Genomic DNA, 24,514 nt, shown 5'->3' with positions numbered 1-24,514 from the left:
GTCCTCAGATCAAAGATCTTCCACGGCGAGCACGCCCTGAAGACTCTTGATCGCTCCCTTGATCTGAGGGTTGATCGCAAAGTCATACCCCAGTTCCATGTCGACTTCGCCGGGCAACTCAGGGTCCACCAAGCACACTTGGACGGGCCCCCTCGCTGCATTGCGAGCGGCGCTTTGTGCATCTTCAAGAACACTGGCAACCGTCCCGACCGCTTCGGAGGCGTCGATGAACACTCGCAAACCCGCAGCCTCGAGATCGCCAACGGCGGCGTCAATCTGGACGACGGATCGACCCAGCAATTTCAACTGATCGCTTTCCACATTGGCTTCAACCGTGATCACCACCTTGGAACCGGCGTCAAGAAAGGCGCGTGCCTTTTCAAGCGTATCCGAAAACAGAGTAACCTCGTAGGCTCCGGTCGCGTCGGATAGTTGCGCAAAGGCAAACCGATTGCCGCGCGCCGATTTGCGTTCCTGGCGGCCCGCAACCACCCCGGCCAGCTTGGCAACCAAAGGCGAATTGGCAGCTTTCTTCTGGACCTCTTCGAGAGTCATCACCCCTTTGCGTTTCAGGAACGCTGCATAGTCATCAAGTGGATGCCCGGAAAGATAGAAGCCTACCGCGCGGAATTCTTCGGCGAGCCGTTCAGCGGGGAGCCAGTCTGCCGCAGGCGACAGGCGCGGCTCGGGCAGGTCATCACCCGCTTCCCCAAAGAGCGACACCTGGTTCGAATTCTTCTGCTCATGCACTGCCGCCGAGTAGGCAACCAGTGCATCAAGGCTGTCAAACACGCGGCGGCGATTCGCATCAAGCTGATCAAACGCCCCAGCACGGGCGAGCATTTCCATCGGGCGTTTGCCCACCCGTTTGAGATCGACCCGTCGGGCCATGTCAAACAACGTCGCGAAAGGTTTATCGACACCGTCAATTTTGCGCCCGTCGGTCACGAGGCGCATCGCCTCGGTTCCGACATTTTTCAGCGCGCCCAGCGCATATACCAAGGCTCCGTCCACCACCTTGAACGTCGCATCGGACCGGTTGACACAAGGCGGGACCCACGGCAGCTCCAGCGCCTTCTTCACCTCTTCAAAATAGGTCGCCAGTTTGTCGGTCAGGTGGATATCGCAATTCATGACCCCGGCCATGAATTCCACCGGATGGTTCGCCTTGAGCCATGCGGTTTGATAGCTGACCACGGCATAGGCCGCCGCGTGCGATTTGTTGAACCCATAGTTGGCGAATTTCTCGAGAAGGTCGAAAACTTCGGAGGCCTTTTTCTTTTTGACCCCATTTTCCATCGCCCCTTTTTCGAATTTGGGGCGTTCCTTGGCCATTTCCTCGGCAATCTTTTTGCCCATCGCGCGGCGCAGCAGGTCCGCACCGCCCAGCGAGTAACCCGCCATGACCTGAGCGATCTGCATCACCTGTTCCTGATAAACAATGATGCCCTGGGTTTCTTCGAGGATGTGATCGATCAGCGGATGAACGGATTCGCGCTCTTTGACCCCATTTTTGACCTCGCAGTAGGTCGGGATATTCTCCATCGGGCCGGGGCGGTAGAGCGCCACCAACGCCACGATATCCTCGATGCAGGTTGGTTTCATGCGCTTGAGCGCATCCATCATGCCGCTGGATTCCACCTGAAACACCGCGACGGTCTTGGCCGCAGCATAGAGTTTGTAAGACGCCTCGTCATCCAGTGGGATGGTGCCGATGTCATCGATCAAACCCTCGGGCGGCTCGAACAATTCCGTGCCGTCTGCCGCAACATGCAGGTGCCGGCCGCTGGCCTTGATCTGATCGACCGCGTTCTGGATCACGGTCAGGGTTTTAAGGCCGAGAAAGTCGAATTTTACCAGACCCGCCTGTTCGACCCATTTCATATTGAACTGGGTTGCAGGCATGTCTGACCGCGGATCCTGATAGAGCGGCACAAGCGCATCCAGCGGACGGTCGCCGATCACAACACCGGCGGCATGGGTCGAGGCGTTTCTAAGCAACCCTTCGACCTGCTGGCCGTAGGTCAGCAGGCGGTCCACCACTTCTTCGGCCTTGGCCTCTTCGCGCAGGCGCGGCTCGTCCGCCAACGCCTTTTCGATACTGACCGGTTTGACCCCTTCGACAGGTATCATCTTGGACAAACGATCCACCTGCCCATAGGGCATCTGTAAGACGCGCCCGATGTCGCGCACCGCCGCCTTGGACAACAGCGCACCGAATGTGATGATCTGCCCTACCTTGTCGCGGCCATATTTCTCCTGAACATAGCGGATCACCTCTTCGCGGCGGTCCATGCAAAAGTCGATATCAAAGTCAGGCATCGATACCCGTTCGGGGTTCAGGAACCGTTCGAACAGCAGGGAGTATCGCAGCGGATCAAGGTCGGTGATGGTCAACGCATAAGCCACAAGGCTACCCGCACCCGATCCCCGCCCCGGCCCCACCGGAATGTCATTGTCCTTGGCCCACTGGATAAAGTCAGCAACGATCAGGAAGTAACCGGGGAACCCCATGCCTTCGATGATCCCAAGCTCGAAATCCAGTCGCTCCTGATATTTCTCGACCGTCACGGCATGTGGAATCACCGCCAACCGGTTCTGTAGGCCGTCATTTGCCATCCGTCGCAATTCGGCCACTTCGTCATCGGCGAACTTTGGCAGGATCGGATCACGGCGATAGGCCATAAAGGCACAACGGCGGGCGATCTCTACGGTGTTTTCAATCGCCTCTGGCAGATCGGCGAACAGGGTCACCATCTCTTGCTGACTTTTGAAATAGTGTTGCGCCGTTAATCGGCGCCGGGGTTCTTGCTGATCGACATACGCCCCATCGCTGATGCAGATCAGGGCGTCGTGTGCCTCGTACATCTTGGTTTCGGGAAAATAGACGTCATTGGTGGCCACCAACGGCAGCTTCATCGCATAGGCCATTTCCACATGGCCCTGCTCGGTCAGACGCTCTGGTTCGGGTTGGCCTGCTTCACCGGGGTGACGCTGAAGCTCGACGTAAAGGCGGTCGGGAAAGGCCCGCGCCATGCGTCCCAGCAGCGCCTCGGCGGCCGGGCGCTGCCCCGCTTGTAACAGCATCCCCACCGGGCCATTGGGACCACCCGTCAGGCAAATCAGCCCCTCGGCGTGGCGCTCCAGCTCCTCGGGTGTCACCTGCGGAAGCTGCCCCCCCTTGTCCAGATAAAGACAGGAGTTCAGCTTCATCAGGTTTTCATATCCGGCCTCTGACTGCGCCAACAAGACGAGCGGCGCAGGGGCCCGCAGTTTCTCACCCGGTTGGGCCGCAACGTAAACCAGATCAACCTGGCAGCCGATGATCGGCTGGATGCCCGCGCTGCTTGCCGCTATCGAGAATTCGAGCGCAGAAAACATGTTGTTGGTATCGGTGACGGCCACGGCCGGCATGTCGTTTGCCTTGCACATTCCGGGCAGTTTCTTGAGCCGGACCGCCCCTTCGAGGAGCGAATATTCGGTGTGCACGCGCAGGTGAATGAATCGGGGATTTATGCTCATGCTGCACGCTACCCTGTTCTGGTAGAGACGGGAAAGGCGCATTTTTATGCCTACGGCGAAACAACAAACCGTTGCGTGATTGTTCTGGTATTTTTGAAGGTGCTTTCACAACCTGCGATCCGGGCAACAAGGCAAAACCATGATTCAACATGATTAAACTGCAGGCACCTTGCCAAAAATCCGGCAAAACCAACGTAACATGTTGCATTGCAGCGTATGTTTTCCTTGCCAGATCGCGTTTTGCCTTTCTAACCTGAGGACAATAAACGGCCCGCAGATGTTCTACGTCGCATCGAATACCTGCATCACTGGCCACAACAGGGTACCGCGACGGGTTTCAAACATGGACATCTCGTTTCTTCTGAACGGAGAGACCGTGGCATTGTCAGGTGTTTCGCCGACGACAACGCTGCTGGACTGGTTGCGCGAAGATCGGCTTTTGACGGGGACCAAGGAGGGCTGCAACGAAGGCGATTGCGGCGCCTGCACGGTGATGGTGACAGATGGCAGCGGTGCAAAGGCGCTGAACGCCTGCATCCTGTTCCTGCCGCAGTTGCAGGGCAAATCAGTGCGCACAGTCGAAGGCGTCAGCGGCCCGGATGGCGCCCTGCACCCAGTGCAGGAGGCAATGGTCGCCCATCACGGCAGCCAGTGCGGCTTCTGCACGCCGGGCTTTGTCATGTCGATGACCACCGCACATTTGAACGGCGCCACCAATTACGACGATCAACTGGCGGGCAACCTGTGCCGCTGTACCGGATATGCGCCAATCATCCGCGCCGCAGAGGCCGCAGCGGAACAGCCAGTGCCGCAATGGGTCAAGGACGACGCGAGCGCCCCGGCCCCCTCAACACCGCTTATCCCCGAAAGTGCTGATGATCTTGCGACGATTTATGCAGAGCATCCTGATGCTACACTTGTCGCTGGCGCGACAGACGTCGGGTTGTGGGTCACGAAACAACTCCGCGATCTTGACCCAGTGATCTTTCTCAACCGCTGCGAGGATCTGAAGACCATTGAGATCGACGAGAACGAAGTCCGCCTCGGCGCGATGGTCGACATGAATGACATGGGCGCGGCGATCGCCGATCTGCACCCGTCTTACGGCGAAATGATCCGTCGCTATGCCAGCGTACAGGTGCGCAACGCCGCCACGGTTGGTGGCAACATCGCCAACGGCTCTCCGATCGGCGACAACCCCCCAGCGCTGATTGCACTAGGCGCGACGCTACATCTGCGCAAGGGCGATGCGCGACGGTCCCTGCCGCTTCAGGATTTTTTTGTTGCCTATGGCAAACAAGATCGACAGCCAGGAGAATTCGTCGAGGCGGTCAGCTTTCCGCGCCAACCCGATCGGCTGAAATGCTACAAGCTGTCCAAACGGTTCGATCAGGATATCTCGGCAGTCTGCGGCTGTTTCAACGTCACGGTTGCGGACGGCGTCGTGACACAGGCGAAGATCGCGTTTGGCGGCATGGCTGCCACACCCAAGCGCGCCGATGCGGTTGAGGACGCTCTGATCGGCAAATCCTGGACCAAAGAAACCATAAACGCCGCCCAGGCCGGGTTTGACACCGTTTTCACCCCGATGAGCGACATGCGCGCCTCTGCTCGCTATCGGCTCGAAAGCGCACGGGCCATGCTGGCGCGCTATTTCGCCGAGGATCAGGGAGGACCGGTATCGGTTCTGGAGGTCAGCGCATGACTGTTACCTCCTCCCTTCCCCATGACGCCGCGCCTCTGCATGTGACCGGCAGCGCGCGCTATATCGACGACATCCCGACACCGACTGGCACTCTGCATCTGGCGTTCGGCCAGAGCGAGATCGCCCGCGGGCGGATCACCGCAATGGACCTGACCGCCGTGCGCGCCGCCCCCGGTGTTATCGCGGTGCTGACAGCAGATGACCTGCCGTTTGCCAATGACGTCTCCCCTTCGGCCCATGACGAACCGCTGCTGTCAGATGGCACCGTGCATCACGTAGGCCAAGCCATCTTTGCGGTTGTGGCACAAAGCCATCTGGCCGCCCGCAAGGCCGCGCGGCTGGGCAAAGTCAGCTACGAAGAAGAAGAACCGATGCTCAGCATCGAGCAGGCCATGACCGCTGACAGCCGGTTCGAGGACGGTCCACGCATCTATGAAAAAGGCAACGCCGCCACAGCAATCGACTCTGCGCCGCATGTCATCGAAGGCAGCATGGAAATCGGCGGGCAAGAGCATTTCTATCTCGAAGGTCAGGCCGCACTCGCGTTGCCGCAGGAAGGCGGCGACATGCTGGTGCATTCCTCGACCCAGCATCCGACCGAGATTCAGCACAAGGTGGCCGAGGCCATCGGCATTCCGATGCACGGCGTCCGCGTTGAAACCCGCCGCATGGGCGGTGGTTTTGGCGGCAAGGAAAGCCAGGGCAACGCGCTCGCCTGCATTTGTGCGGTTGCCGCCCGGCTGACCGGTAAAGCCTGCAAGATGCGCTATGACCGCGACGATGACATGGTGATCACCGGCAAGCGCCACGATTTCCGCATCACCTATCGTGCGGGGTTTGACGATACCGGCCGCATCAGCGGTGTCGAGTTCATGCAGTACACGCGCGGTGGCTGGGCGCAGGATCTGACGCTGCCGGTTGCCGACCGGGCGATGCTGCATGCGGACAATGCCTATCTGTTGCCAGCAGCGCGGATCGAGAGTCATCGACTGAAAACCAACATGCAAAGCGCCACCGCCTATCGCGGGTTCGGCGGCCCGCAGGGTGTGGTCGGGATCGAGCGGGTCATCGACCACATCGCCCACGAACTCGGGCTGGATCCGGTCGAGGTGCGCAAGCGCAATTACTATGCCGAAGCCCCGAATGTGCATGCTGAAAACACCACGCCCTACGGGCAATTGGTCGAAGATTTCGAACTGCACGGTATGACCGAAGCGTTGCTGAAATCCAGCGACTATGCGGCGCGTCGGGCGGCTGTGGCAGAATGGAACGCCACCCATGACATCATCAAGAAGGGCATCGGGTTTTCGCCGGTGAAATTCGGGATTTCCTTTACCCTGACGCATCTCAACCAGGCGGGTGCGCTGGTGCATGTTTATCAAGATGGCTCTGTCCACCTGAACCACGGCGGCACCGAAATGGGCCAAGGCTTGTTCCAAAAAGTCGCACAAGTGGCGGCGAGCCGGTTCGGTATTCCGCTGGAGATGGTGAAGATCACCGCGACCGATACCGCCAAGGTTCCCAACACCTCGGCCACAGCAGCGTCATCGGGCAGCGATCTGAACGGTATGGCGGTCAAGGCCGCATGCGACACCATCCGCGACCGCATCGCCGAATTCCTGGCCGAGCGGCATCAGGCCGATGCAGGCGCTGTTCGCTTTGTCGATGGGCAGGTGCAGGTGGCGGACGCCGTCTATTCCTTTGCCGAGGTGGTCGGGATGGCCTATGCCGGACGCGTCAGCCTCAGCGCCACAGGGTTCTACAAGACGCCAAAGGTCGAATGGGACCGGATCAAGGGGCATGGGCGACCGTTCTTCTACTTTGCCCATGGTGCGGCGATTACCGAGGTCGCAGTTGATACGCTGACTGGCGAAAACCGCATCCTGCGGGCCGACATCCTGCATGACGCGGGCGCATCGCTGAACCCGGCGCTCGATATCGGGCAGGTCGAAGGCGGCTATGTGCAGGGCGCGGGCTGGTTGACCACCGAAGAACTGGTCTGGGACGACAAGGGACGCCTGCGCACCCATGCGCCCAGCACCTACAAGATCCCCGCCTGTTCCGACCGCCCGGATGTGTTCAACGTCGCACTTTGGGACGGTGAGAACCGCGAAGATACGATCTATCGCTCCAAGGCCGTGGGAGAGCCGCCCTTCATGCTGGGCATCTCGGCCTTTCTCGCCCTCAGCGACGCGGTTGCGTCCTGTGGCGATGCCTATCCGGCACTTGATGCTCCGGCGACGGCAGAACAGGTCTGGTCCGCAATTCAACGGGTGCGTCATGGGGTTTGATCTGCAAGACCTGCACGCCACCGTCGCCGAACATGGCCGCGTGGTACGAGTGGTGATTGCCGCCATACGCGGATCATCCCCGCGCGAAGTGGGGGCTGCGATGCTGGTCTGGGAGATCGGCCAGTCGGGCACCATCGGAGGCGGCACGCTAGAGTACGAAGCGGCTGAGGCCGCGCGAAACCCCACGCGACGGGGTCTAAGCCATCATGCCCTTGGTCCCGATCTGGGCCAGTGCTGTGGCGGTACGGTCAGCTTGTTGACCGAAACCTTCGACGCCGAAACATTGGCCGCACTTGATCCAGAGGTGATCGCGCGCCCTGTTGCAGAAAATGCCGACATGCCCATGGCGGTGCGCCGGATATTGGCACACGCGCGATCACAGGGCATTGCCCCCGCCGCGCAGCTGGTCGATGGCTGGATGATTGAACCGGTTCATGTACCCGCGCGACCTCTGTGGATATGGGGCGCGGGTCATGTTGGTCGGGCACTGGTGCAGGTTTTATCTCCGATGCCCGATCTTGCGATCACCTGGGTGGATACCGCCCCTAATCGCTTTCCTGACGATGTCCCGAACGGCGTAACTGTTGTTCCCGCGGCTAAACCCGCAGAACTGGTTCGCCATGCACCGGACCATGCAGAGCATCTGATCCTGACCTATAGCCACACGCTCGATCTCGACCTCTGCCGCCGGCTGTTGTGCCATGATTTTGCATTTGCAGGATTGATCGGGTCGAAAACCAAATGGGCACGGTTCCGGTCTCGGCTCGCCGCACTCGGCCACCCACCGGACCGCATTGCCGACATCACTTGCCCCATCGGCGATCCGTCATTGGGCAAGCATCCGCAAATGATCGCCGTCGGCGTCGCTGCATCCTTGATGCGGCCCGCCAAAGCAACCCACACCAAAAAGGATGTGAGCGCGTGACAGTTCCCCTTCTGAGTCTTCAGGGCCTGACCAAGGCCTATCCCGGCGTGATCGCCAACAACAACGTGTCCTTTGATATCGGCGTCGGCCAGGTGCATGCCTTGCTCGGTGAAAACGGTGCCGGGAAATCGACACTGGTTAAGATGATCTATGGGCTGGTCAAACCGGACAGCGGCACCATGCTGCTGAACGGTCAGGCCTATGCGCCGCCGGAACCGCGTGCCGCGCGGGCCGATGGGATTGCCATGGTGTTCCAGCACTTCTCGCTGTTTGACGCGTTGAACGTGGCCGAAAACATCGCACTCGGCATGGAAAACCCGCCGCCGATGCGCGACCTCGCGACCCGCATCCGCGAGGTTTCGGAAACCTACGGCCTGCCGCTTGATCCCTTTCGCACAGTGGGGGACCTGTCTGCCGGTGAACGCCAACGAGTCGAGATCATCCGCTGTCTGTTGCAGGACCCCAAATTGCTGATCATGGACGAACCCACCAGCGTGCTTACCCCGCAAGAGGTCGACATCCTGTTTGAAACCCTGCGCAAGCTGAAGTCCGAAGGCACCGCGATCCTATATATCAGTCACAAACTGGAAGAAATCCGCACCCTTTGTGACCATGCAACGGTGCTGCGCCTCGGCGAAAACGTCGGTGAATGCGTTCCTGCAGAGACCAGTGCGCGGGATATGGCCGAACTGATGGTCGGCACCGCGCTGCAAACGCCGGAACGCTCGGGGCGTGATCTGGGCGAGGTGGCGCTGGACATCAGCGGTCTGTCGGTGCCCGCGCCCTCGGATTTTGGTACAGCACTCAAGAATATACACATGACCGTCCGTCAGGGCGAGGTGCTGGGCATCGGTGGGGTCGCAGGCAACGGGCAGGACGAATTGCTGTCCGTGCTGTCGGGCGAGGTCACCACAGCATCGGACGCAGTTAAGCTTAACGGCAAACCGGTAGGTAATCTTGGACCAACGGCACGCCGCAAGCTCGGCCTGTTGACCGCCCCCGAAGAACGCCTTGGCCACGCTGCCGCCCCGGATATGAGCCTGACAGAAAATGCAATGCTCACCGGATCGGTACGCGAAAATCTTGAAAACAACGGCTTTCTGAAATGGCGCGAGGCCGAGAGCTTTGCCAACAAGATCATCGCAGATTTCGATGTGCGCACGCCGGGTCCTGAAAACGCGGCGCGGTCGCTGTCCGGAGGCAACCTGCAGAAGTTCGTGATCGGTCGCGAGGTGTTGCAACGCCCCGAAGTGCTGGTGGTGAACCAGCCGACCTGGGGTGTTGACGCCAGCGCAGCCGCCGCGATCCGCCAATCGATCCTCGATCTCGCAGCAAATGGCGCGGCGGTGGTCTGCATCAGCCAGGATCTGGATGAATTGATGGAGATCAGCGACCGCTTTGCAGCCCTGAACGAAGGCCGGCTGAGCGCCCCGCGCGACACCACCGGTCTGACCATCGACGAAATCGGCCTGATGATGGGCGGCGCACACGGAATGGAGGTGGCCCATGTCTGAGCCAACACACCCCACACAACGGGAGAAAGGCGCATGATCGTTCTGGAAAAACGGCCACAGCCGTCCCGCAACTGGTCCATGGCGACGCCGCTGGTGGCGGTACTTGCCACGATGTTCTTTGGCGGCGTGCTGTTCGCAGTGCTCGGCAAAAACCCCGCCGAAGCGATCCGCACAATCTTTTGGGAACCGCTTTTTGGTGAATTTGCCTTCTACTACCGTCCGCAATTGTTGGTCAAAGGCGCACCATTGGTGTTGATCGCCATCGGATTGTCGCTCGGTTTTCGCGCAGGCATCTGGAACATTGGTGCCGAAGGGCAATACATCATGGGCGCCATTGTCGGCGCCGGTGTCGGGCTGGCCTTTTATCCGTTGGACTCGTTCATTGTGTTTCCGCTGATGGTGATCGGCGGCGCGGTCGGAGGCTGGGCTTGGGCGATGATCCCTGCTCTGCTCAAGGTCAAGTTCGGAACCAACGAGATCCTTGTGTCGCTGATGTTGGTCTATGTGGCCGAGCAACTGCTTGCATCGATGTCGCTGGGCCTATTGAAAAACCCCGAAGGCTTTGGCTTTCCGGGCAGCCGTAACCTGAACGAATATGCCAGCGCCACCAGCTGGATCAATCAGGACGTCGGCATGCACTGGGGCGTTGCCTTTGCCTTTATCGCAGTGATCTTTGCCTATGTTCTGCTGAATCGCCACATGCTGGGCTTTCATATCCGCCTGACCGGAGAAGCCCCGCGCGCAGCACGGTTCGCAGGTGTCAAACCCGCACGGCTGGTCCTGTTTTGCCTTGGCACATCGGGCGCACTGGCCGGGTTGGCCGGTCTGTTCGAAGTCGCAGGGCCCGCCGGGCAAATCAGCATCGATTTCAACATTGGCTACGGCTTTACCGCGATCATCGTCGCCTTTCTTGGCCGCTTGCATCCCGTGGGCATTTTGCTGGCCGGGGGGCTTATGGCGCTGACCTATATCGGTGGGGAAATCGCACAATCCCAACTGGGCCTGCCTGCCGCCGCCATCCAGGTATTTCAGGGCATGCTCCTGTTCTTCCTGCTGGCGCTGGACATTCTGACCAATTACCGCATCCGAGTGCGCAAGAGCGAGGTGGCCTGAAATGGACCTGTCTGCAATCAACCCCGTCCTGCTGATCGCCTCGCTGATGGTCGCAGCCACCCCGATCCTGCTCGCCGGTATCGGTGAATTGGTCGCCGAAAAGTCGGGCGTTCTGAACCTCGGTGTCGAAGGCATGATGATCATCGGCGCGATCAGCGGCTTTGCCGTGGCGGTGGAAACCGGCTCGCCCTTCCTCGGCTTTGTCGCCGCTGCGTTCGGAGGGGCCGCGCTGTCACTGTTGTTCGTCTTTCTGACACAGGTTGCTCTGGCCAATCAGGTTGCGTCGGGCCTCGCCTTGACCCTGTTCGGGCTAGGTGCCAGCGCACTGTTGGGCCAGAACTATGTCGGGATCAAACCACCGCCCACCGGGCAACTGAACATTCCGCTGCTCAGCGATATTCCGGTGATCGGCCCGATTCTGTTCAACCATGATCTTGTGCTCTATCTCGGCATCGCGCTCGTCGCTGCCGTCTGGGCGACGTTGAAGTTCACCCGTGCCGGTCTGATCCTGCGCGCCGTCGGTGAAAGCCACGATGCCGCTCATGCGCTTGGCTACAAGGTCGTGCGCATCCGCATCCTCGCAATCCTGTTCGGTGGCGCCTGCGCCGGGTTGGGCGGCGCCTATATCAGCCTCGTGCGGGTGCCCCAATGGACCGAAGGCATGACCGCAGGTGTGGGCTGGATTGCGCTGGCGCTGGTGGTGTTTGCCAGCTGGAAACCATGGCGTGTCCTGCTGGGCGCCTATCTCTTTGGCGGTATCACAGTTCTTCAGCTCAACCTTCAGGCAGCAGGCGTTGCCATTCCGGTCGAGTATCTGGCAATGTCGCCCTATATCATCACAATCCTTGTGCTGGTGATCCTGTCAAAAGACAAAAGCAACGCACCGGCATCGCTGGGCAAAATTTTCCATGCCTCTCACTGAGCGGCCAACAAAACCAACTTGGGGGAACCTCATGAAACTAACCACACTTCTAGCCAGCGCCGCGATGGTACTGGGGCTGGCATCCGGCGCAATCGCGCAGGACAAGACCAAGGTCGGCTTTATCTATGTCGGACCGATCGGCGATGGCGGCTGGACCTACCACCACGATGTAGGACGTAAAGCGATCGAAGAGAAATTCGGCGACAAGGTCGAAACCGTCTATCAGGAGAGCGTACCCGAAGGCGCCGACGCGGAACGGGCCATTACTCAGATGGCACTAAATGGCGCGGATCTGATCTTTACCACTTCATTCGGATACATGGACCCGACTAACAACGTGGCCAAGAAATTTCCCAATGTGAAATTTGAACACGCCACCGGATATAAAACTGCTCCCAACGTTTCAGTCTATTCGGCACGATTCTACGAAGGCCGCGCTATTCAGGGCCTTATCGCGGGCGAGATGACTGAGACCAACATCGTCGGGTACATCGGGTCATTCCCTATCCCGGAAGTGATCCGAGGCATCAACTCGGCCTATATCCAAGCCAAGAAAGTTAACCCGGATGTCGAGTTCAAAATCATTTGGGCCTACACATGGTTTGACCCTGCCAAGGAAGCTGACGCCGCCAAGGTGCTGATTGAACAAGGCGCCGACGTGATCCTGCAGCATACAGATTCCACGGCCCCGCTGGCGGCGGCAGAAGCCGCAGGAAACGTGATCGGGTTCGGTCAGGCGTCTGACATGTCGGAATACGCCGACGGTCCGCGCGTCAGTTCGATCATCGACGACTGGGCACCTTATTACATCGACCGCACTCAGGCGGTCATGGATGGCACATGGGAAACCGTCAACACCTGGCACGGTATCGACAAAGGCATGGTGGTGATCGGCCAGATTACTGATCGCGTGCCAGCCGAAGTGAAGGCTGAAGCGCTCGCACTGAAAGATTCGATCGAATCTGGTGAGTACCACCCCTTCACCGGCCCCCTGAACAAACAGGACGGCAGCGTCTGGCTCGCCGATGGGGAAGTTGCCGATGATGGCACCCTTGCCGGAATGAATTTCTATGTCGAAGGCATCGAAGGGGACATCCCTCAATAAACACAGCCACCGTCGCTTACTATCAAAGGCCTCGCTTCGGCGGGGCCTTCTTTGTCTGAGTCCCCTCGCAAGCCTGTCGACCACACCAATGCGTTCGCCGCACCCTCAGACAGAACCGAATATTCGAAGAATTAAAGCGCTGTTAACCAAGCCTGCCGATGCTGATGCCCGGAGGGTGCGCGATGCGGTTCGCGATTGCTGCTTTGTTGGTATGCGTGGTTTGCGCACCTCAGGTTCAGGCCGGAGCGTGGCTGCGCGAGCACAAGAAAGCGTTCCTGTCCTTCGGATCAACCATCCGGGGCAACAAGACGACGTTGCCCGACTATGAAACCAAATTCTACGCCGAATACGGGCTGTTGCCCCGCATTACGCTTGGGTTCGATCTCAATGACGTGCGGGCCAAATCCGCCCACGCATTGCTGTTCGCCCGCTTCCCGATTGGCAACGCCGACAATCGCACCCGATATGCCGTGGAACTGGGGCTGGGCAAACATCGTTACCAGATGCAATGGGCTCCGATGTACAAGGCCGCGCTTGCAGCAGGTCGCGGATTTGAAAGCCGTTGGGGCAATGGCTGGATGGGAGCTGAGTTCGCTTACGAGGTCCGCTCCGCCTTACCTAACCCTACGATCAAACTTGATCTCGTGGCCGGTCTGTCCTCTGGGCCACGCATCCGTCCACTGATCAAACTTGAAACCGCCTATATGGCGGGTCAGCCGTTTGGCTGGGCGCTGACGCCGGGCATAATGTTTGATGTGAAGGAGAGCACCTGGGTCCTCGGGATCGAAGGCCGCTCAACCACGCAGAAAACGATCGGCATAACCTTCAACATCTGGCGCAACTTCTGATCCGGCACATGACAATTGCGTTGCAAACTGCAACGCATATGCTGGCATCATGACCAACCCGATCCGTCCAACCGATAACGACGCCCGTGCCCTCGCTGAAACACTATTGCAGACAGCCCGCACAGCCTCCTTGGCGGTGCTGACCTCTCACGGCGGACCACTTGTGACCCGCATCGCATTCGGCCGCACACCTGATGACCAGCCGCTGACATTGGTTTCCGACCTCTCGGCCCATACCGCTGCGTTGCGCTCTGACCCGCGCTGCTCACTGCTGGTGGGTGACGTCACCGGCAAGGGTGATCCCCTGAACCAGCCGCGCCTGACGCTTGAGGCCACCGCCAGTTTTCTCGACCGTGCCTCACCCCGACACGAAGAATTGGCCGCGCATTACCTGCGCGACCATCCCAAATCCAAGCTCTATATCGGCTTTGCCGACTTTTCGTTTGTGCTCTTCACCATCAAGATCGGCCACCTCAACGGTGGCTTTGGCAAGGCGTTCACTCTGACCCCGGCCGACCTTGGTTGCGATGCCGGATGAACAGACACCAAACGAAACCCGCTATCTGTCCATGCGCGCTATGAGAGAGACTTCACCCCGAACCGCAGATGGCCAAACAAGCGTCGCCTGATCACCATCCGCCCCCTGTTCAGAGCGAACATAGGGCGAAACATAGAGCACACCGCCCGCCGCGTTAAGGATGGGCCCCTGTGCAACGATCGAATCGACCGATAGCAGACGCCCGCCAAACGGGAGATCGTCATCAACGCCCACATTCCACGCTTGGGCGACGCTCCCCGCCGCGTGACTTATCCGAAGCGGGTTGGCCGCCTGTTTGTCGATCCCGTGAAAGGCATTGGCATCAAATGTCAGTTTTTTGGTCAGTGTGAAATCCAGGTCGGAGAAGCTGGTGTCCACCCGTTCGACCCGGTCGATATTGCCATTGATGCTGTGAAACCGATTGCCGCTGATCGTGACGCCGTTCAGGAAATGCCCGCTGCCATGTGGTTTAACGACGATAAAGCTGAACCACGGCGCAACGTTGCCACACAGCATGATATTGTCGGTGATACACATCGCGGCAAACGAAAACCCGCTGACGAAATCCGGCTCGGGATCACGCTCGTTCGTCCATTCGATCGTGCAGTTGTCAACATAATTGCCCGTGATGGTCGCGTTGCAATAATTGTCCGCAATCACCAAGCCTGCGGTGCGCACACCTGCGCTCGTCCCGTCACCCTGAAAGAAGTGGTTGCCCAAAACCACGCTGTTTGAGCCTCCCAACAAGGCAAAATGCTTGAAACGCGTCGACCGGTTATTTCGCAGCTTGGCATCGTTGCCATTGACGTTCAGCGCAATAGAGGTGCGATCAGGCACATCCTCGGAATCTTCGGATGACAGGAACTGACATCTGTCGACCAGAATACCCTGACATCCCGTTCCAATCGACGTCACGCCCCGATCCTTTGGGCGACTGATGAAACAGTCACGCAGGTGAAACGCCTTGCCCGTCGGAGACAGACGGATACCACTCGCATACCGGCCGCACTGAAACTCGATATCACTCAGGACGAACTTGCTCAGCCCGGCGAACCCGCTGAAATCCATCATGTAATTAAACTCGGTAAAGGTATAGTTTTGCGTTCCCTGCGCATCATAGAGCGACGCGCTCAGGGTCAGTTCTCCGGCCTCGACATTCTTGGACCGCACATAAATCTCTCGACCGACCCCATTGCCTTCTACCAGTGCACCCACCGCGACGTTGGCGATGTTCACCACGTCGGTCAGCGTACTTGCATTTTCGGTGGAATAGGTGGCCTCGGATGTGACGACCTCCGTATCCCAGGCCGAACCGCTGGCTGCATCGAACTGGCCGTTACGGATTACTCGACGGGTCGCATAGCTGGTCTTGTTCGGCACCACCGCCTGCATGTCCAGCGGCTTGGTCACGGTGACTTTGCGGCCGCACATGTCCAGAGAGTCATGATCGGTATTGTTCAAGAGCGCCTGAAATGCCTTGCCAAATGCCAGTTCCTCGTCGTCAAACGCATCGATATACGTCGGCAGATCATAGCTCTTGGTCAGCAAGAGCATCTTGTCCGACGGCATTGTGACGGTTCCTTCAAACGCCACCGGCGCGTTCAACGTCACGTCTTCGGCCAAGTGATACACGCCACGCGGCACTAGGATTTCCCGACCCTGCGCCGCGGCATCCGCCGCAATAAAGGCTGCGGAGTCGTCTGTGACCCCATCTCCGATAGCCCCATAGTCACGCACATCCACGATGCTGATCATGTCGCGCAAAAAGAAACGGGTGACATCCTCGATCTCGATATCATCGATCCGCACCACGCCACCATTGGCGCCTGTCAGGTCGAGCCCGAAATGCCCATAGATCGCCTGCGAGCCCCACGGCATGTCAACACCACCACGCGCACCCGGTCCGACGATGGCCGCCACTTCAACGACATCACCATAGGTCGCCAGAGTCACTGTCGGGCCAACCTCTATCTTGTCGTTGATATGGGTGCCACCAGCCCCACCAGCCCAACCGGCGATCCGGACAGAGGGCAACGCGCCCGCAATCGCCTTGATTCGGGCGCGGATCTGCAAGTAGCAGCCGGGCAAGAGCGGGGTCTCTGCCTTATAGCGCAGCTTTTGTTCAGAGTTGACTTTCTGCAATTCCAGACATCCGCCGAAATCCTGATCCGCCGCGACCAGCGCGGCGTTGGTGGCCCCTTCATACGTGTCCGACCCCGGCGTTCCATTGCCGCTAGACCACATGTCCAGCCCGTTGCGGAACGCAGGCGGCATCAACAGTACACCATCGGTAATTGCCTTGTTCATCCAAATCCCTTTCCCATTGACCGCCACCCGACGCATCACGCAGGACAGCAAAATCCATCGGGTCCGGACTATTCCCGGACGCGCAGAAAAGGCTCTATTGAAGAACGGTAAAGACTGGCTCACACCACCGTCACGGTGCCCCATTTGGATGGGCGGCGTCAGACCGTGCCTTCCGGCACCGTCACTATCTGCACAGCATTGATTTTCCAGCGGCCTTCCAGATTCACCATCTGGTAATCAAGAACATGCGCTTGGCCCGCCGCGTCGGTGATCCGAACCTTCTGCCACAGGTTTCCGGCGACGTCGCGCAATTCGAGATATTGTACTTCAGCGGGCCGCCAGACCATCGGAAAACCGCCTCGCACCATTGCGCCAAAATTCTCGGGGGTTTCAAAAACGCGACGGATACCGGGGCTGGCATAAGAAAATGCACGGTCAATATCATTGTCCAGAAACGCTTCGATCTGGGCGTCAATCGTACCGATGACTTCAGCACTTTGTGCTGAAACCGGACCGCTCAAACCGATGCACATCACAATGCTTAAAATCACTTGGCGCATGACGCTCCCCCATTGTCATCGGTTGGGAGGTAGCGCGCCGATTCTCTCGGTCAATGCTTAGCGGATGTGCATCTTCACACGGCCCGGCGTCTGCATCGCCACGATACGAGCACACAACGCACACCAAGCAAACTTGGCCAACCGCGACCGAAACACATCACTGATCATCTGCACAACCACAACGGACGACACATAACGTGCCGTCCTGTTTGCGATTGCCAAAACCATGCGTCCGGTATCAGGCCAGTTCGCCAGCCAGCGCTTTGTCGATCAGCGCCACGGTCTCATCGACTCCATACAGTGCGATGAAGCCCCCGAACCGCGGCCCTTGGCTTGCACCCAACAGCACCTCGTAGAGTGCCGTGAACCAGCCGCGCAGAGGATCGAATCGATCCCGTCCCACCGCGTAGACGATGGATTGGAGCGCTTCGTCATCAATGCGCCCGTCATAGGCCGCGAGCTGCGCGCGCAGTTCAAGCAACGCGTCGCGTTCAGCCTCAGTGGCCGCGCGATACGTCCGTGTCGGCTTGACGAAATCATTGAAATATTTGACCGCATAACCCGCCGCCGCATCCAGATCCGGGTGGCTCTCGGCAGTCGCCTCAGGGGCATAACGCCGGATAAAGCCCCACAGCTGATCTTTGTCCTCCGCCCCCGACACGGATGCCAGATTTAGCAGCATGGAAAACGGTACGATCAGCGTCGAAACAGGCACATTGCCGCCGTGGATATGCCAGACTGGGTTGTTGACCTGCGCCTTCGCATCCTGCCCCGGATAGGCCCGCAACTGTTGGTGGTACTCATCCATTGCCTTGGGGATCACGTCAAAATACATCCGCTTGGCGGTCTTGGGCTTCTGATACATGAAATACGACAGGCTCTCAGTGCTGGCATATGTCAGCCACTCGTCGATCGTCAGCCCGTTGCCGCTCGATTTGGAAATCTTCTGCCCGTTCTCATCCAGAAACAACTCGTAGGTGAAATGCTCGGGCTTGTGTCCACCAAGAATCTGACAAATCCGATCATAGATCGGCGTGTTGGTGCTGTGATCCTTGCCATACATCTCAAAATCGACATCCAAGGCCGCCCAGCGTGCGCCAAAGTCAGGCTTCCACTGCAATTTTACGTTGCCGCCTGTCACCGGCAGCGTCATCTCTTCACCATCTTCGGTGTCAAAGGTGATGGTGCCGTTCACCGCATCCACATGCTTCATCGGCACATACATCACCCGTCCGCTCTCCGGGTGGATCGGCAGGAAAATCGAGTAGGTCTGACGCCGTTCCTCGCGCAGCGATTTCAGCATAACCGCCATGATGTCGTCATAGCGTTCAGCAGCGCGCAACAAGATCGCGTCAAACTGCCCCGATCGATAGTACTCGGTGGCGCTGATGAACTCATAATCGAACCCAAACGTATCCAAGAATCGACGCAGCATCGCGTTGTTATGCGCACCAAAGCTGTCATATTCCTCGAACGGATCGGGCACGCTGGTCAGGGGGCGCTGCAAATGCTGCTGCAACCGCTCCGGATTGGGCACGTTGCCCGGCACCTTGCGCATCCCGTCCAGATCGTCAGAGAAACAGATCAACCGTGTCGGAATATCGCTGATCGCCTCAAACGCCCGGCGGATCATTGTCGTGCGGGCGACCTCGCCAAAGGTACCGATATGGGGCAGCCCCGAAGGTCCGTAGCCGGTCTCGAACAGCACATGGCCCTTCTCCGGCGGCGCCTTCTGATAGCGTTTCACCAGCTTGCGGGCTTCCTCAAAGGGCCAGGCTTTGGACGCCAGTGCAGCTTCGCGCAATTCAGACATGAGACACTCCGAAAACAGGGGCCGCGCACCCCGCGCGGCAGTGCTGCACTCCCTATTGCTCTGTCGGGGTCCCGTCAACATGGCGTGCGCGAACCTGCTGCGGTGTGCGGTTGACACTGGCTATTGTGCTGTTAGCCCCTGCTCAATATTCTGGCTCAATCACCGCCTGACCCAAAAGGAAGCCCCGCAGTGCAAGATTCTCCGTCCAGCCAACTCAGCCCGCAGGATTGCCTTGTCGCGCTGATGATCGCGGTCTCCGCTTCCGACGAAAACCTGCGCACATCGGAACTGGTCAAGATCCAGTCCTCGATCAACATGCTCCCGGTGTTTGCCGACTATGATATCGACCGCCTCAAGGAAACCGCACAAGTGGTGTTTGATCTGTTTGAGCAAGAAGATGGGCTTGACGCGCTCTTTGGCCTTATTCGCGACAACCTCCCCGAGCGGTTGTTTGAAACAGCCTATGCGTTGGCCTGCGATGTCGCAGCGGCAGACGGCACGTTACACGAGCCGGAACTGCGTTTGCTCGAAGAAATTCGGTATGAACTCAACATCGACCGGCTTCATGCTGCTGCAATCGAGCGTGGGTCCCGCGCCCGTCACTTGACCTGACGCGGTCGTTGGGTGTCAGCACATCAGCGCAAATCCGCTCTCACGACCCGTAGATCGCGCCCCAGCGTTCGATCAATTGCTGCTGCAATGTCTTGGCCCGCCGGTTCCAACTGCGCGCGCCCTTAGGCCGTTCGCGGTCCGCGCGCGCGATCTGGCTTCGCGCCCGCGTATCGGCGGCAAAGATCGCAAAGGCCAGCTCGGTGCCATCCGCCGCCGTCATGTATCCGCCCAGCCCCGACACAAAGTTCAGCGTGCCGGTCTTGGCGTTCACGGTGATCGGATGCGCGTTGTTCGGGCGGCCGCTGGCATCACGCAGCCCAAAGGGTTTTAACAACGGACGCAGCGCATCGTCCTTGCGGGCGCGCACCAACGCAGCGACCAGATCCTGCGGCGTCATGCGCGAGGCTTCGCCCAAACCCGAGTGATCCACCAATTGTGTGCCGGACATGCCGAACCGTTCCGCCGCCCACCGGCTCATCGCCGCCGCTGAAGCTTGCAACGAGTCAGGCTTGCCGCCCCGTGCCACTGTCGCGGTCATTCCGACCATCTCGGCCGTGAGGTTCGTAGAGTATTTCAGCATTGCCTTAACGATCGCGACCAGTTGATCGCTCTCATGGATCGCCAGCACCTCGGTGCTCTGCGGCAATCCACCAGTCAGCTTTGCGGCTGGCAGCACTATCCCCTGCGCCCTTGCCATCGTGCGGAACACGTCTCCGGCATAAAGACCCGGACGCCGCACCGGAAGCCAACGGGCACCGCCGCCGCCCAATGCCCCGCGTGCAACGGTCCATTGGTCAACGCTGCCAGCATCCTCGTACGTGTAAACCGGCAGGCTGCGCGACACAACCTTCATCTGCGCCATCGCGACCTCGGGTCGGTAGCGCTCGGTACGGGCATCCATCGCTACGCGATAGGTTTTCCCCGACGCCCGCCATTCAAAATGCACGCGGTTGAAATTCAATGCGATACCGCTCACTGCCGGGCTGTATCCAACGTGGTCCGGCTGGCCGGGATCAATAGTATTCACAAAGGGCAGTTCACCTTCGTAGACCTTGAAGGCCCCGCGCACCTCGCGAATACCGGCAGCTTTCAGCTCTGCCGCCAAGGCAGCCAGATCATCGGTTGTCAGGATCGGATCGCCACCACCCGCGAGGATCAGATCACCCTGCAACACGCCATTGTTGACAGGTCCCGTTGCCAGCAACCGCGTCTTGAAACGATACTCCGGCCCCAGCGTTTCCAGCGCATACAGTGCGGTAAGTGCCTTGGCCACGCTGGCCGGTGGCAAGCCCGTGGTGCCGTCGGCGGCCTCCAGTTCAAGCCCGGTCTGAACATCAGCAACCGCACAGACCACTGCCCCGCTCAGCCCGAACCGAGCAATCAGCGCCTCAATGCCACCTCCGGCCTTGCGCGCAAAATCAGCACTTCGCGCGCGTGGGCGCAAAGACGTTTCTGGCGGCGCAGCCTGCACAACCCCCGGCACCAAAAGCGCCCCAAGGCCACCGAGAACAAAGCGTCGGGTTCTGTCTGTTTTCATCCGCATGTCGCGTTGCATTGCCTGATCATGTCTTGTTTCGCGCCGGCACCTCGGTTCAGTTGCCAGACAACCGGACATCTACGACAGTAAACCCCGTTCAACCGGGAAGACAAGCGCCAACCCAAGGGCAAATGACGGGTTCATATCGCCCCTACCGCCCTTTGATACGCTGCATCACATCCAACAGCGAGCGCTCCAGCAGCAAGCACCTAGGCAAATGACCTCGTAACAGCACGTTAACTTTGGCGCTGCGCGCGGATCGCGGTCGAGCTCAGGTCAACCATTGGAACATTCACAAAGCACCAGGCCGGTGCACGCGCATGAACTAACGACTGGCTTGCCCCCCCGCTGATCCGATACCGCCGGTAGATACGCGCGGCCGGCGACATCCGCGCTGATATCCGGTCACCAGGACGCGCCAGAACTCCCAGCGGCACGGTCTGCATGATGTCTTCCCAGTCCTGCCATCGGTGGAACTGGGCCAGATTGTCCGCCCCCATCAGCCAGACAAAACGAACACCGGGATAAAGCGACCGCAGACGCGCCACTGTATCCGCTGTCGCCCTCGTCCCCAGCCGCGCCTCGATATCGGTGACGGTCACGCGAGGATGGTCCATGATCTTGCGCGCGGCCTGCAATCGCACATCCATCGGTGCAGGCCCTCGCGCCTTGAGCAAATTGCCCGGAGACACCAACCACCAGACCCGGTCGAGCCCGAACCGCTTCAACGCCTCGCGGGTGACATGCACATGACCGGCATGAGGCGGATCAAACGACCCGCCAAACAGCCCGACACTCTGGCCCGTTCGGGCCTGGGGAAACTCACTGCGCATTGGTGCAGAGATGGTCGCAAAACCGGCGGAGTGTCAAACAGAAGCCCGCCCAACCCGCAAACATCGGCCAGCACATCAGACCTTGCTCACTGGGATGGAGCTGATCGGCAGCAATCAACGACGAGCATTTCGCCAGCCGAGCGGGCGATTGCGCTTGGCACGCCGACTGTCTAAGTAGGCCCAACCCTATTTCCGACGCGGAGTTCTGACATGGCTGCCTATCAATACGTCTATCACATGCAAGGGGTCTCCAAGACCTATCCCGGCGGCAAGAAGTGCTTTGAAAACATCCACCTGAATTTTCTGCCCGGCGTGAAAATCGGCGTTGTTGGCGTCAACGGTGCGGGTAAATCGACTCTGATGAAAATCATGGCCGGTCTCGACACGGATTTTACCGGCGAAGCATGGTCCGCCGAGGGGGCCAAGGTCGGCTACCTCCCGCAGGAACCGCAGCTCGACGAAACTCTATCGGTGCGCGAAAATGTCATGCTGGGCGTCGCGCCGAAAAAGGCGATCCTCGACCGCTACAACGAACTCGCGATGAACTACAGCGATGAAACCGCTGACGAGATGGCCGAGCTGCAAGACAAGATCGACGCCGAAAACCTCTGGGATCTCGACAGCCAGATCGACGTGTCGATGGAGGCCCTGCGCTGCCCACCGGACGATGCTGAAATCGCCAACCTCTCCGGCGGTGAAAAACGCCGCGTCGCGCTCTGCAAACTGCTGCTGCAAGCGCCCGACATGCTGCTGCTCGACGAACCGACCAACCACCTCGACGCAGAAACCATCGCCTGGCTTCAACAACACCTGATCGATTACAAAGGCACCATCCTGATCGTCACCCACGACCGCTATTTCCTTGACGATATCACCGGCTGGATCCTCGAACTCGACCGAGGCCGCGGCATCCCCTACGAAGGCAACTACTCTGCCTGGCTGGAACAAAAGGCCAAACGCCTCGAACAGGAAGCCCGCGAAGACAAGTCCAAGCAGAAAACGCTGGAACGCGAACTGGAATGGATGCGCCAAGGTGCCAAGGCCCGGCAGGCGAAATCCAAGGCCCGGATCAACGCCTACAACGACCTCGCCGAACAATCCGAACGCGAAAAGCTCTCGCGCGCCCAGATCGTCATTCCCAACGGCCCGCGCCTTGGCTCCAAGGTGATCGAAGTTGCCGGTCTCGCCAAGCACATGGGCGACAAACAGCTGATCGAAGGGCTTGACTTCTCGCTCCCCCCCGGCGGCATCGTCGGCGTCATCGGCCCGAACGGCGCGGGTAAATCGACGCTGTTCAAGATGCTGACCGGACAGGAAAAACCCGACGCGGGCAGCATCGAATACGGCGATACCGTCGATCTGAGCTATGTCGATCAAAGCCGCGACGACCTGCAGCCTGACGCCACCGTGTGGGAAGCCATCACCGGTGGTGCAGAAATCATCGAACTCGGCGACGCGCAGGTCAATTCCCGCGCCTATTGTTCGTCGTTCAACTTCAAGGGCGGCGATCAGCAGAAAAAGGTCGGCCTGCTATCCGGCGGCGAACGCAACCGCGTCCACATGGCGCGTCTGTTGAAAGAAGGCGGCAACGTCCTGCTGCTCGACGAACCCACCAACGACCTTGACGTCGAAACCCTCCGCGCGCTCGAAGACGCCCTCGTCGACTTCGCCGGCTGCGCCGTGGTCATCTCCCACGACCGCTTTTTCCTCGACCGCATCTGTACGCATATTTTGGCCTTTGAAGGCGACGCGCATGTGGAATGGTTTGAGGGGAACTTCGAGGATTACGAAGAAGACAAGAAGCGGCGACTTGGAGACACCGAGCCGACGCGCATGAAATTCAAGAAGTTCACGCGCTGAGGCGCGTGACTTTGCGAGGGTTCGGCACATGCGCGAAAGCGTTTGCAAAATAATTGCGGGCGCACACTTTCGAGAATTTTGTTATAGTGGGGTAGATGTATACTGTAATAGTAGATGAATCTGGTGACACTGGGCTAGAGAATGTCTGTGCTGACCCGAGTAACGGTCCTTCTCAATATTTCTGTAAGTGTGCAACTTTTTATAGAGATGAGAACTCAGCATCCATAGAAAGCGCATTGCATGAACTTGTAAACTACAAGGGCCTCATTCGCGCGAACAAGATGAGTCATTTCGAGAGAATTCGAGCATGCAACGAACTATCAAAACTCCCGATTGGAATGGTTGGGGTGATTTCAAATAAGCTTAGTTGTTCCATCCCGGATGATCACATAGATCCTCGCCGATCTGCCCTTTTCATGGCAAGATCGGTTTTGGGTGACATTCGGGAGAACGCTCAATGCTGATCCAACTTCATAGCCAGGCGACGACGACACCCAAGAGACGGGCGG

The 24,514-nt window shown here is 59.0% G+C and carries 17 protein-coding genes; 11 read left to right on the top strand and 6 right to left on the bottom strand.

Translation table 11 applies throughout. The annotated features are described in order from the left end of the window. Positions 1 to 9 precede the first annotated feature (9 nt). A complete protein-coding gene (dnaE, locus tag ABJO75_RS22270; RefSeq protein ID WP_348126052.1) occupies positions 10 to 3,522 on the bottom strand; it encodes a DNA polymerase III subunit alpha in 3,513 nt (1,170 codons plus the stop codon). A 343-nt stretch (positions 3,523 to 3,865) separates the two neighbouring features. Here dnaE and ABJO75_RS22265 point away from each other — a divergent pair, with 343 nt between their 5' ends. From ABJO75_RS22265 to ABJO75_RS22225, 9 genes are all read left to right on the top strand, one after another. After that, a complete protein-coding gene (locus ABJO75_RS22265; protein ID WP_348126050.1) occupies positions 3,866 to 5,227 on the top strand; it encodes a xanthine dehydrogenase small subunit in 1,362 nt (453 codons plus the stop codon). Next, positions 5,224 to 7,518 (top strand): xanthine dehydrogenase molybdopterin binding subunit, encoded by a 2,295-nt coding sequence (xdhB, locus tag ABJO75_RS22260; protein WP_348126049.1) that lies wholly within the window; start codon positions 5,224 to 5,226, stop codon positions 7,516 to 7,518. The genes ABJO75_RS22265 and xdhB overlap by 4 nt, the downstream gene beginning before the upstream one ends. After that, positions 7,508 to 8,443, top strand: a complete 936-nt coding sequence (gene xdhC, locus ABJO75_RS22255) for a xanthine dehydrogenase accessory protein XdhC (RefSeq protein WP_348126048.1) — start codon at positions 7,508 to 7,510, stop codon at positions 8,441 to 8,443. Before xdhB ends, xdhC begins: the two co-directional genes overlap by 11 nt. After that, on the top strand, positions 8,440 to 9,957 hold the full coding sequence (locus ABJO75_RS22250) for an ABC transporter ATP-binding protein (protein ID WP_348126046.1): 1,518 nt from the start codon (positions 8,440 to 8,442) through the stop codon (positions 9,955 to 9,957). Before xdhC ends, ABJO75_RS22250 begins: the two co-directional genes overlap by 4 nt. A gap of 33 nt (positions 9,958 to 9,990) precedes the next feature. Further along, the gene (locus ABJO75_RS22245; RefSeq protein ID WP_348126045.1) at positions 9,991 to 11,070 is read left to right on the top strand and encodes an ABC transporter permease; all 1,080 of its coding nucleotides are present in this window, start codon (positions 9,991 to 9,993) and stop codon (positions 11,068 to 11,070) included. A 1-nt stretch (position 11,071) separates the two neighbouring features. Next, entirely contained in the window at positions 11,072 to 11,992 is a 921-nt protein-coding gene (locus ABJO75_RS22240) for an ABC transporter permease (RefSeq protein WP_348126043.1), read from the top strand. A 31-nt stretch (positions 11,993 to 12,023) separates the two neighbouring features. Next, positions 12,024 to 13,097, top strand: coding sequence for a BMP family ABC transporter substrate-binding protein (locus ABJO75_RS22235; RefSeq protein ID WP_348126042.1), 1,074 nt, complete (start codon positions 12,024 to 12,026; stop codon positions 13,095 to 13,097). A gap of 182 nt (positions 13,098 to 13,279) precedes the next feature. After that, a complete protein-coding gene (locus tag ABJO75_RS22230; protein WP_348126040.1) occupies positions 13,280 to 13,945 on the top strand; it encodes a hypothetical protein in 666 nt (221 codons plus the stop codon). Between the two features lie 49 nt (positions 13,946 to 13,994). Beyond that, positions 13,995 to 14,483 carry a pyridoxamine 5'-phosphate oxidase family protein gene (locus tag ABJO75_RS22225; protein ID WP_348126038.1) on the top strand — a complete coding sequence of 163 codons (489 nt, stop codon included), beginning with the start codon at positions 13,995 to 13,997 and terminating at the stop codon, positions 14,481 to 14,483. 21 nt (positions 14,484 to 14,504) lie between these two features. On the opposite strand, the gene ABJO75_RS22220 is transcribed toward ABJO75_RS22225, so the two are convergent. From ABJO75_RS22220 to ABJO75_RS22210, 3 genes are all read right to left on the bottom strand, one after another. Next, the gene (locus ABJO75_RS22220) at positions 14,505 to 16,790 is read right to left on the bottom strand and encodes a glycosyl hydrolase family 28-related protein (RefSeq protein ID WP_348126036.1); all 2,286 of its coding nucleotides are present in this window, start codon (positions 16,788 to 16,790) and stop codon (positions 14,505 to 14,507) included. Positions 16,791 to 16,948: 158 nt separating this feature from the next. Next, entirely contained in the window at positions 16,949 to 17,350 is a 402-nt protein-coding gene (locus ABJO75_RS22215) for a DUF4864 domain-containing protein (RefSeq protein WP_348126034.1), read from the bottom strand. 238 nt (positions 17,351 to 17,588) lie between these two features. Beyond that, complete coding sequence (locus tag ABJO75_RS22210; protein ID WP_348126033.1) at positions 17,589 to 19,163, bottom strand: lysine--tRNA ligase; 1,575 nt, start codon at positions 19,161 to 19,163, stop codon at positions 17,589 to 17,591. 243 nt (positions 19,164 to 19,406) lie between these two features. Here ABJO75_RS22210 and ABJO75_RS22205 point away from each other — a divergent pair, with 243 nt between their 5' ends. Beyond that, the gene (locus tag ABJO75_RS22205; protein WP_348126360.1) at positions 19,407 to 19,775 is read left to right on the top strand and encodes a tellurite resistance TerB family protein; all 369 of its coding nucleotides are present in this window, start codon (positions 19,407 to 19,409) and stop codon (positions 19,773 to 19,775) included. A 40-nt stretch (positions 19,776 to 19,815) separates the two neighbouring features. On the opposite strand, the gene dacB is transcribed toward ABJO75_RS22205, so the two are convergent. After that, positions 19,816 to 21,318 carry a D-alanyl-D-alanine carboxypeptidase/D-alanyl-D-alanine-endopeptidase gene (dacB, locus tag ABJO75_RS22200; RefSeq protein WP_348126358.1) on the bottom strand — a complete coding sequence of 501 codons (1,503 nt, stop codon included), beginning with the start codon at positions 21,316 to 21,318 and terminating at the stop codon, positions 19,816 to 19,818. A 230-nt stretch (positions 21,319 to 21,548) separates the two neighbouring features. After that, complete coding sequence (locus tag ABJO75_RS22195) at positions 21,549 to 22,145, bottom strand: nicotinate-nucleotide adenylyltransferase (RefSeq protein ID WP_348126031.1); 597 nt, start codon at positions 22,143 to 22,145, stop codon at positions 21,549 to 21,551. A 210-nt stretch (positions 22,146 to 22,355) separates the two neighbouring features. On the opposite strand from ABJO75_RS22195, the gene ettA reads away from it, so the two are divergent. Next, positions 22,356 to 24,005, top strand: coding sequence for an energy-dependent translational throttle protein EttA (gene ettA / locus ABJO75_RS22190; protein ID WP_348126030.1), 1,650 nt, complete (start codon positions 22,356 to 22,358; stop codon positions 24,003 to 24,005). The last annotated feature ends 509 nt before the right edge of the window (positions 24,006 to 24,514 follow it).

It is taken from the genome of Sedimentitalea sp. (assembly GCF_039973035.1).
Taxonomy (GTDB): domain Bacteria; phylum Pseudomonadota; class Alphaproteobacteria; order Rhodobacterales; family Rhodobacteraceae; genus Sedimentitalea.
This window is presented reverse-complemented; position numbering and strand designations above follow the sequence as displayed.

What these genes read in the sequence shown, in the direction of transcription:
- dnaE (WP_348126052.1), bottom strand. Translation starts at nt 3,522, where the DNA reads ATGAGCATAAATCCCCGATTCATTCACCTGCGCGTGCACACCGAATAT.
- ABJO75_RS22265 (WP_348126050.1), top strand. Translation starts at nt 3,866, where the DNA reads ATGGACATCTCGTTTCTTCTGAACGGAGAGACCGTGGCATTGTCAGGT.
- xdhB (WP_348126049.1), top strand. Translation starts at nt 5,224, where the DNA reads ATGACTGTTACCTCCTCCCTTCCCCATGACGCCGCGCCTCTGCATGTG.
- xdhC (WP_348126048.1), top strand. Translation starts at nt 7,508, where the DNA reads ATGGGGTTTGATCTGCAAGACCTGCACGCCACCGTCGCCGAACATGGC.
- ABJO75_RS22245 (WP_348126045.1), top strand. Translation starts at nt 9,991, where the DNA reads ATGATCGTTCTGGAAAAACGGCCACAGCCGTCCCGCAACTGGTCCATG.
- ABJO75_RS22240 (WP_348126043.1), top strand. Translation starts at nt 11,072, where the DNA reads ATGGACCTGTCTGCAATCAACCCCGTCCTGCTGATCGCCTCGCTGATG.
- ABJO75_RS22235 (WP_348126042.1), top strand. Translation starts at nt 12,024, where the DNA reads ATGAAACTAACCACACTTCTAGCCAGCGCCGCGATGGTACTGGGGCTG.
- ABJO75_RS22230 (WP_348126040.1), top strand. Translation starts at nt 13,280, where the DNA reads ATGCGGTTCGCGATTGCTGCTTTGTTGGTATGCGTGGTTTGCGCACCT.
- ABJO75_RS22225 (WP_348126038.1), top strand. Translation starts at nt 13,995, where the DNA reads ATGACCAACCCGATCCGTCCAACCGATAACGACGCCCGTGCCCTCGCT.
- ABJO75_RS22220 (WP_348126036.1), bottom strand. Translation starts at nt 16,790, where the DNA reads ATGAACAAGGCAATTACCGATGGTGTACTGTTGATGCCGCCTGCGTTC.
- ABJO75_RS22215 (WP_348126034.1), bottom strand. Translation starts at nt 17,350, where the DNA reads ATGCGCCAAGTGATTTTAAGCATTGTGATGTGCATCGGTTTGAGCGGT.
- ABJO75_RS22210 (WP_348126033.1), bottom strand. Translation starts at nt 19,163, where the DNA reads ATGTCTGAATTGCGCGAAGCTGCACTGGCGTCCAAAGCCTGGCCCTTT.
- ABJO75_RS22205 (WP_348126360.1), top strand. Translation starts at nt 19,407, where the DNA reads ATGATCGCGGTCTCCGCTTCCGACGAAAACCTGCGCACATCGGAACTG.
- dacB (WP_348126358.1), bottom strand. Translation starts at nt 21,318, where the DNA reads ATGCGGATGAAAACAGACAGAACCCGACGCTTTGTTCTCGGTGGCCTT.
- ABJO75_RS22195 (WP_348126031.1), bottom strand. Translation starts at nt 22,145, where the DNA reads ATGCGCAGTGAGTTTCCCCAGGCCCGAACGGGCCAGAGTGTCGGGCTG.
- ettA (WP_348126030.1), top strand. Translation starts at nt 22,356, where the DNA reads ATGGCTGCCTATCAATACGTCTATCACATGCAAGGGGTCTCCAAGACC.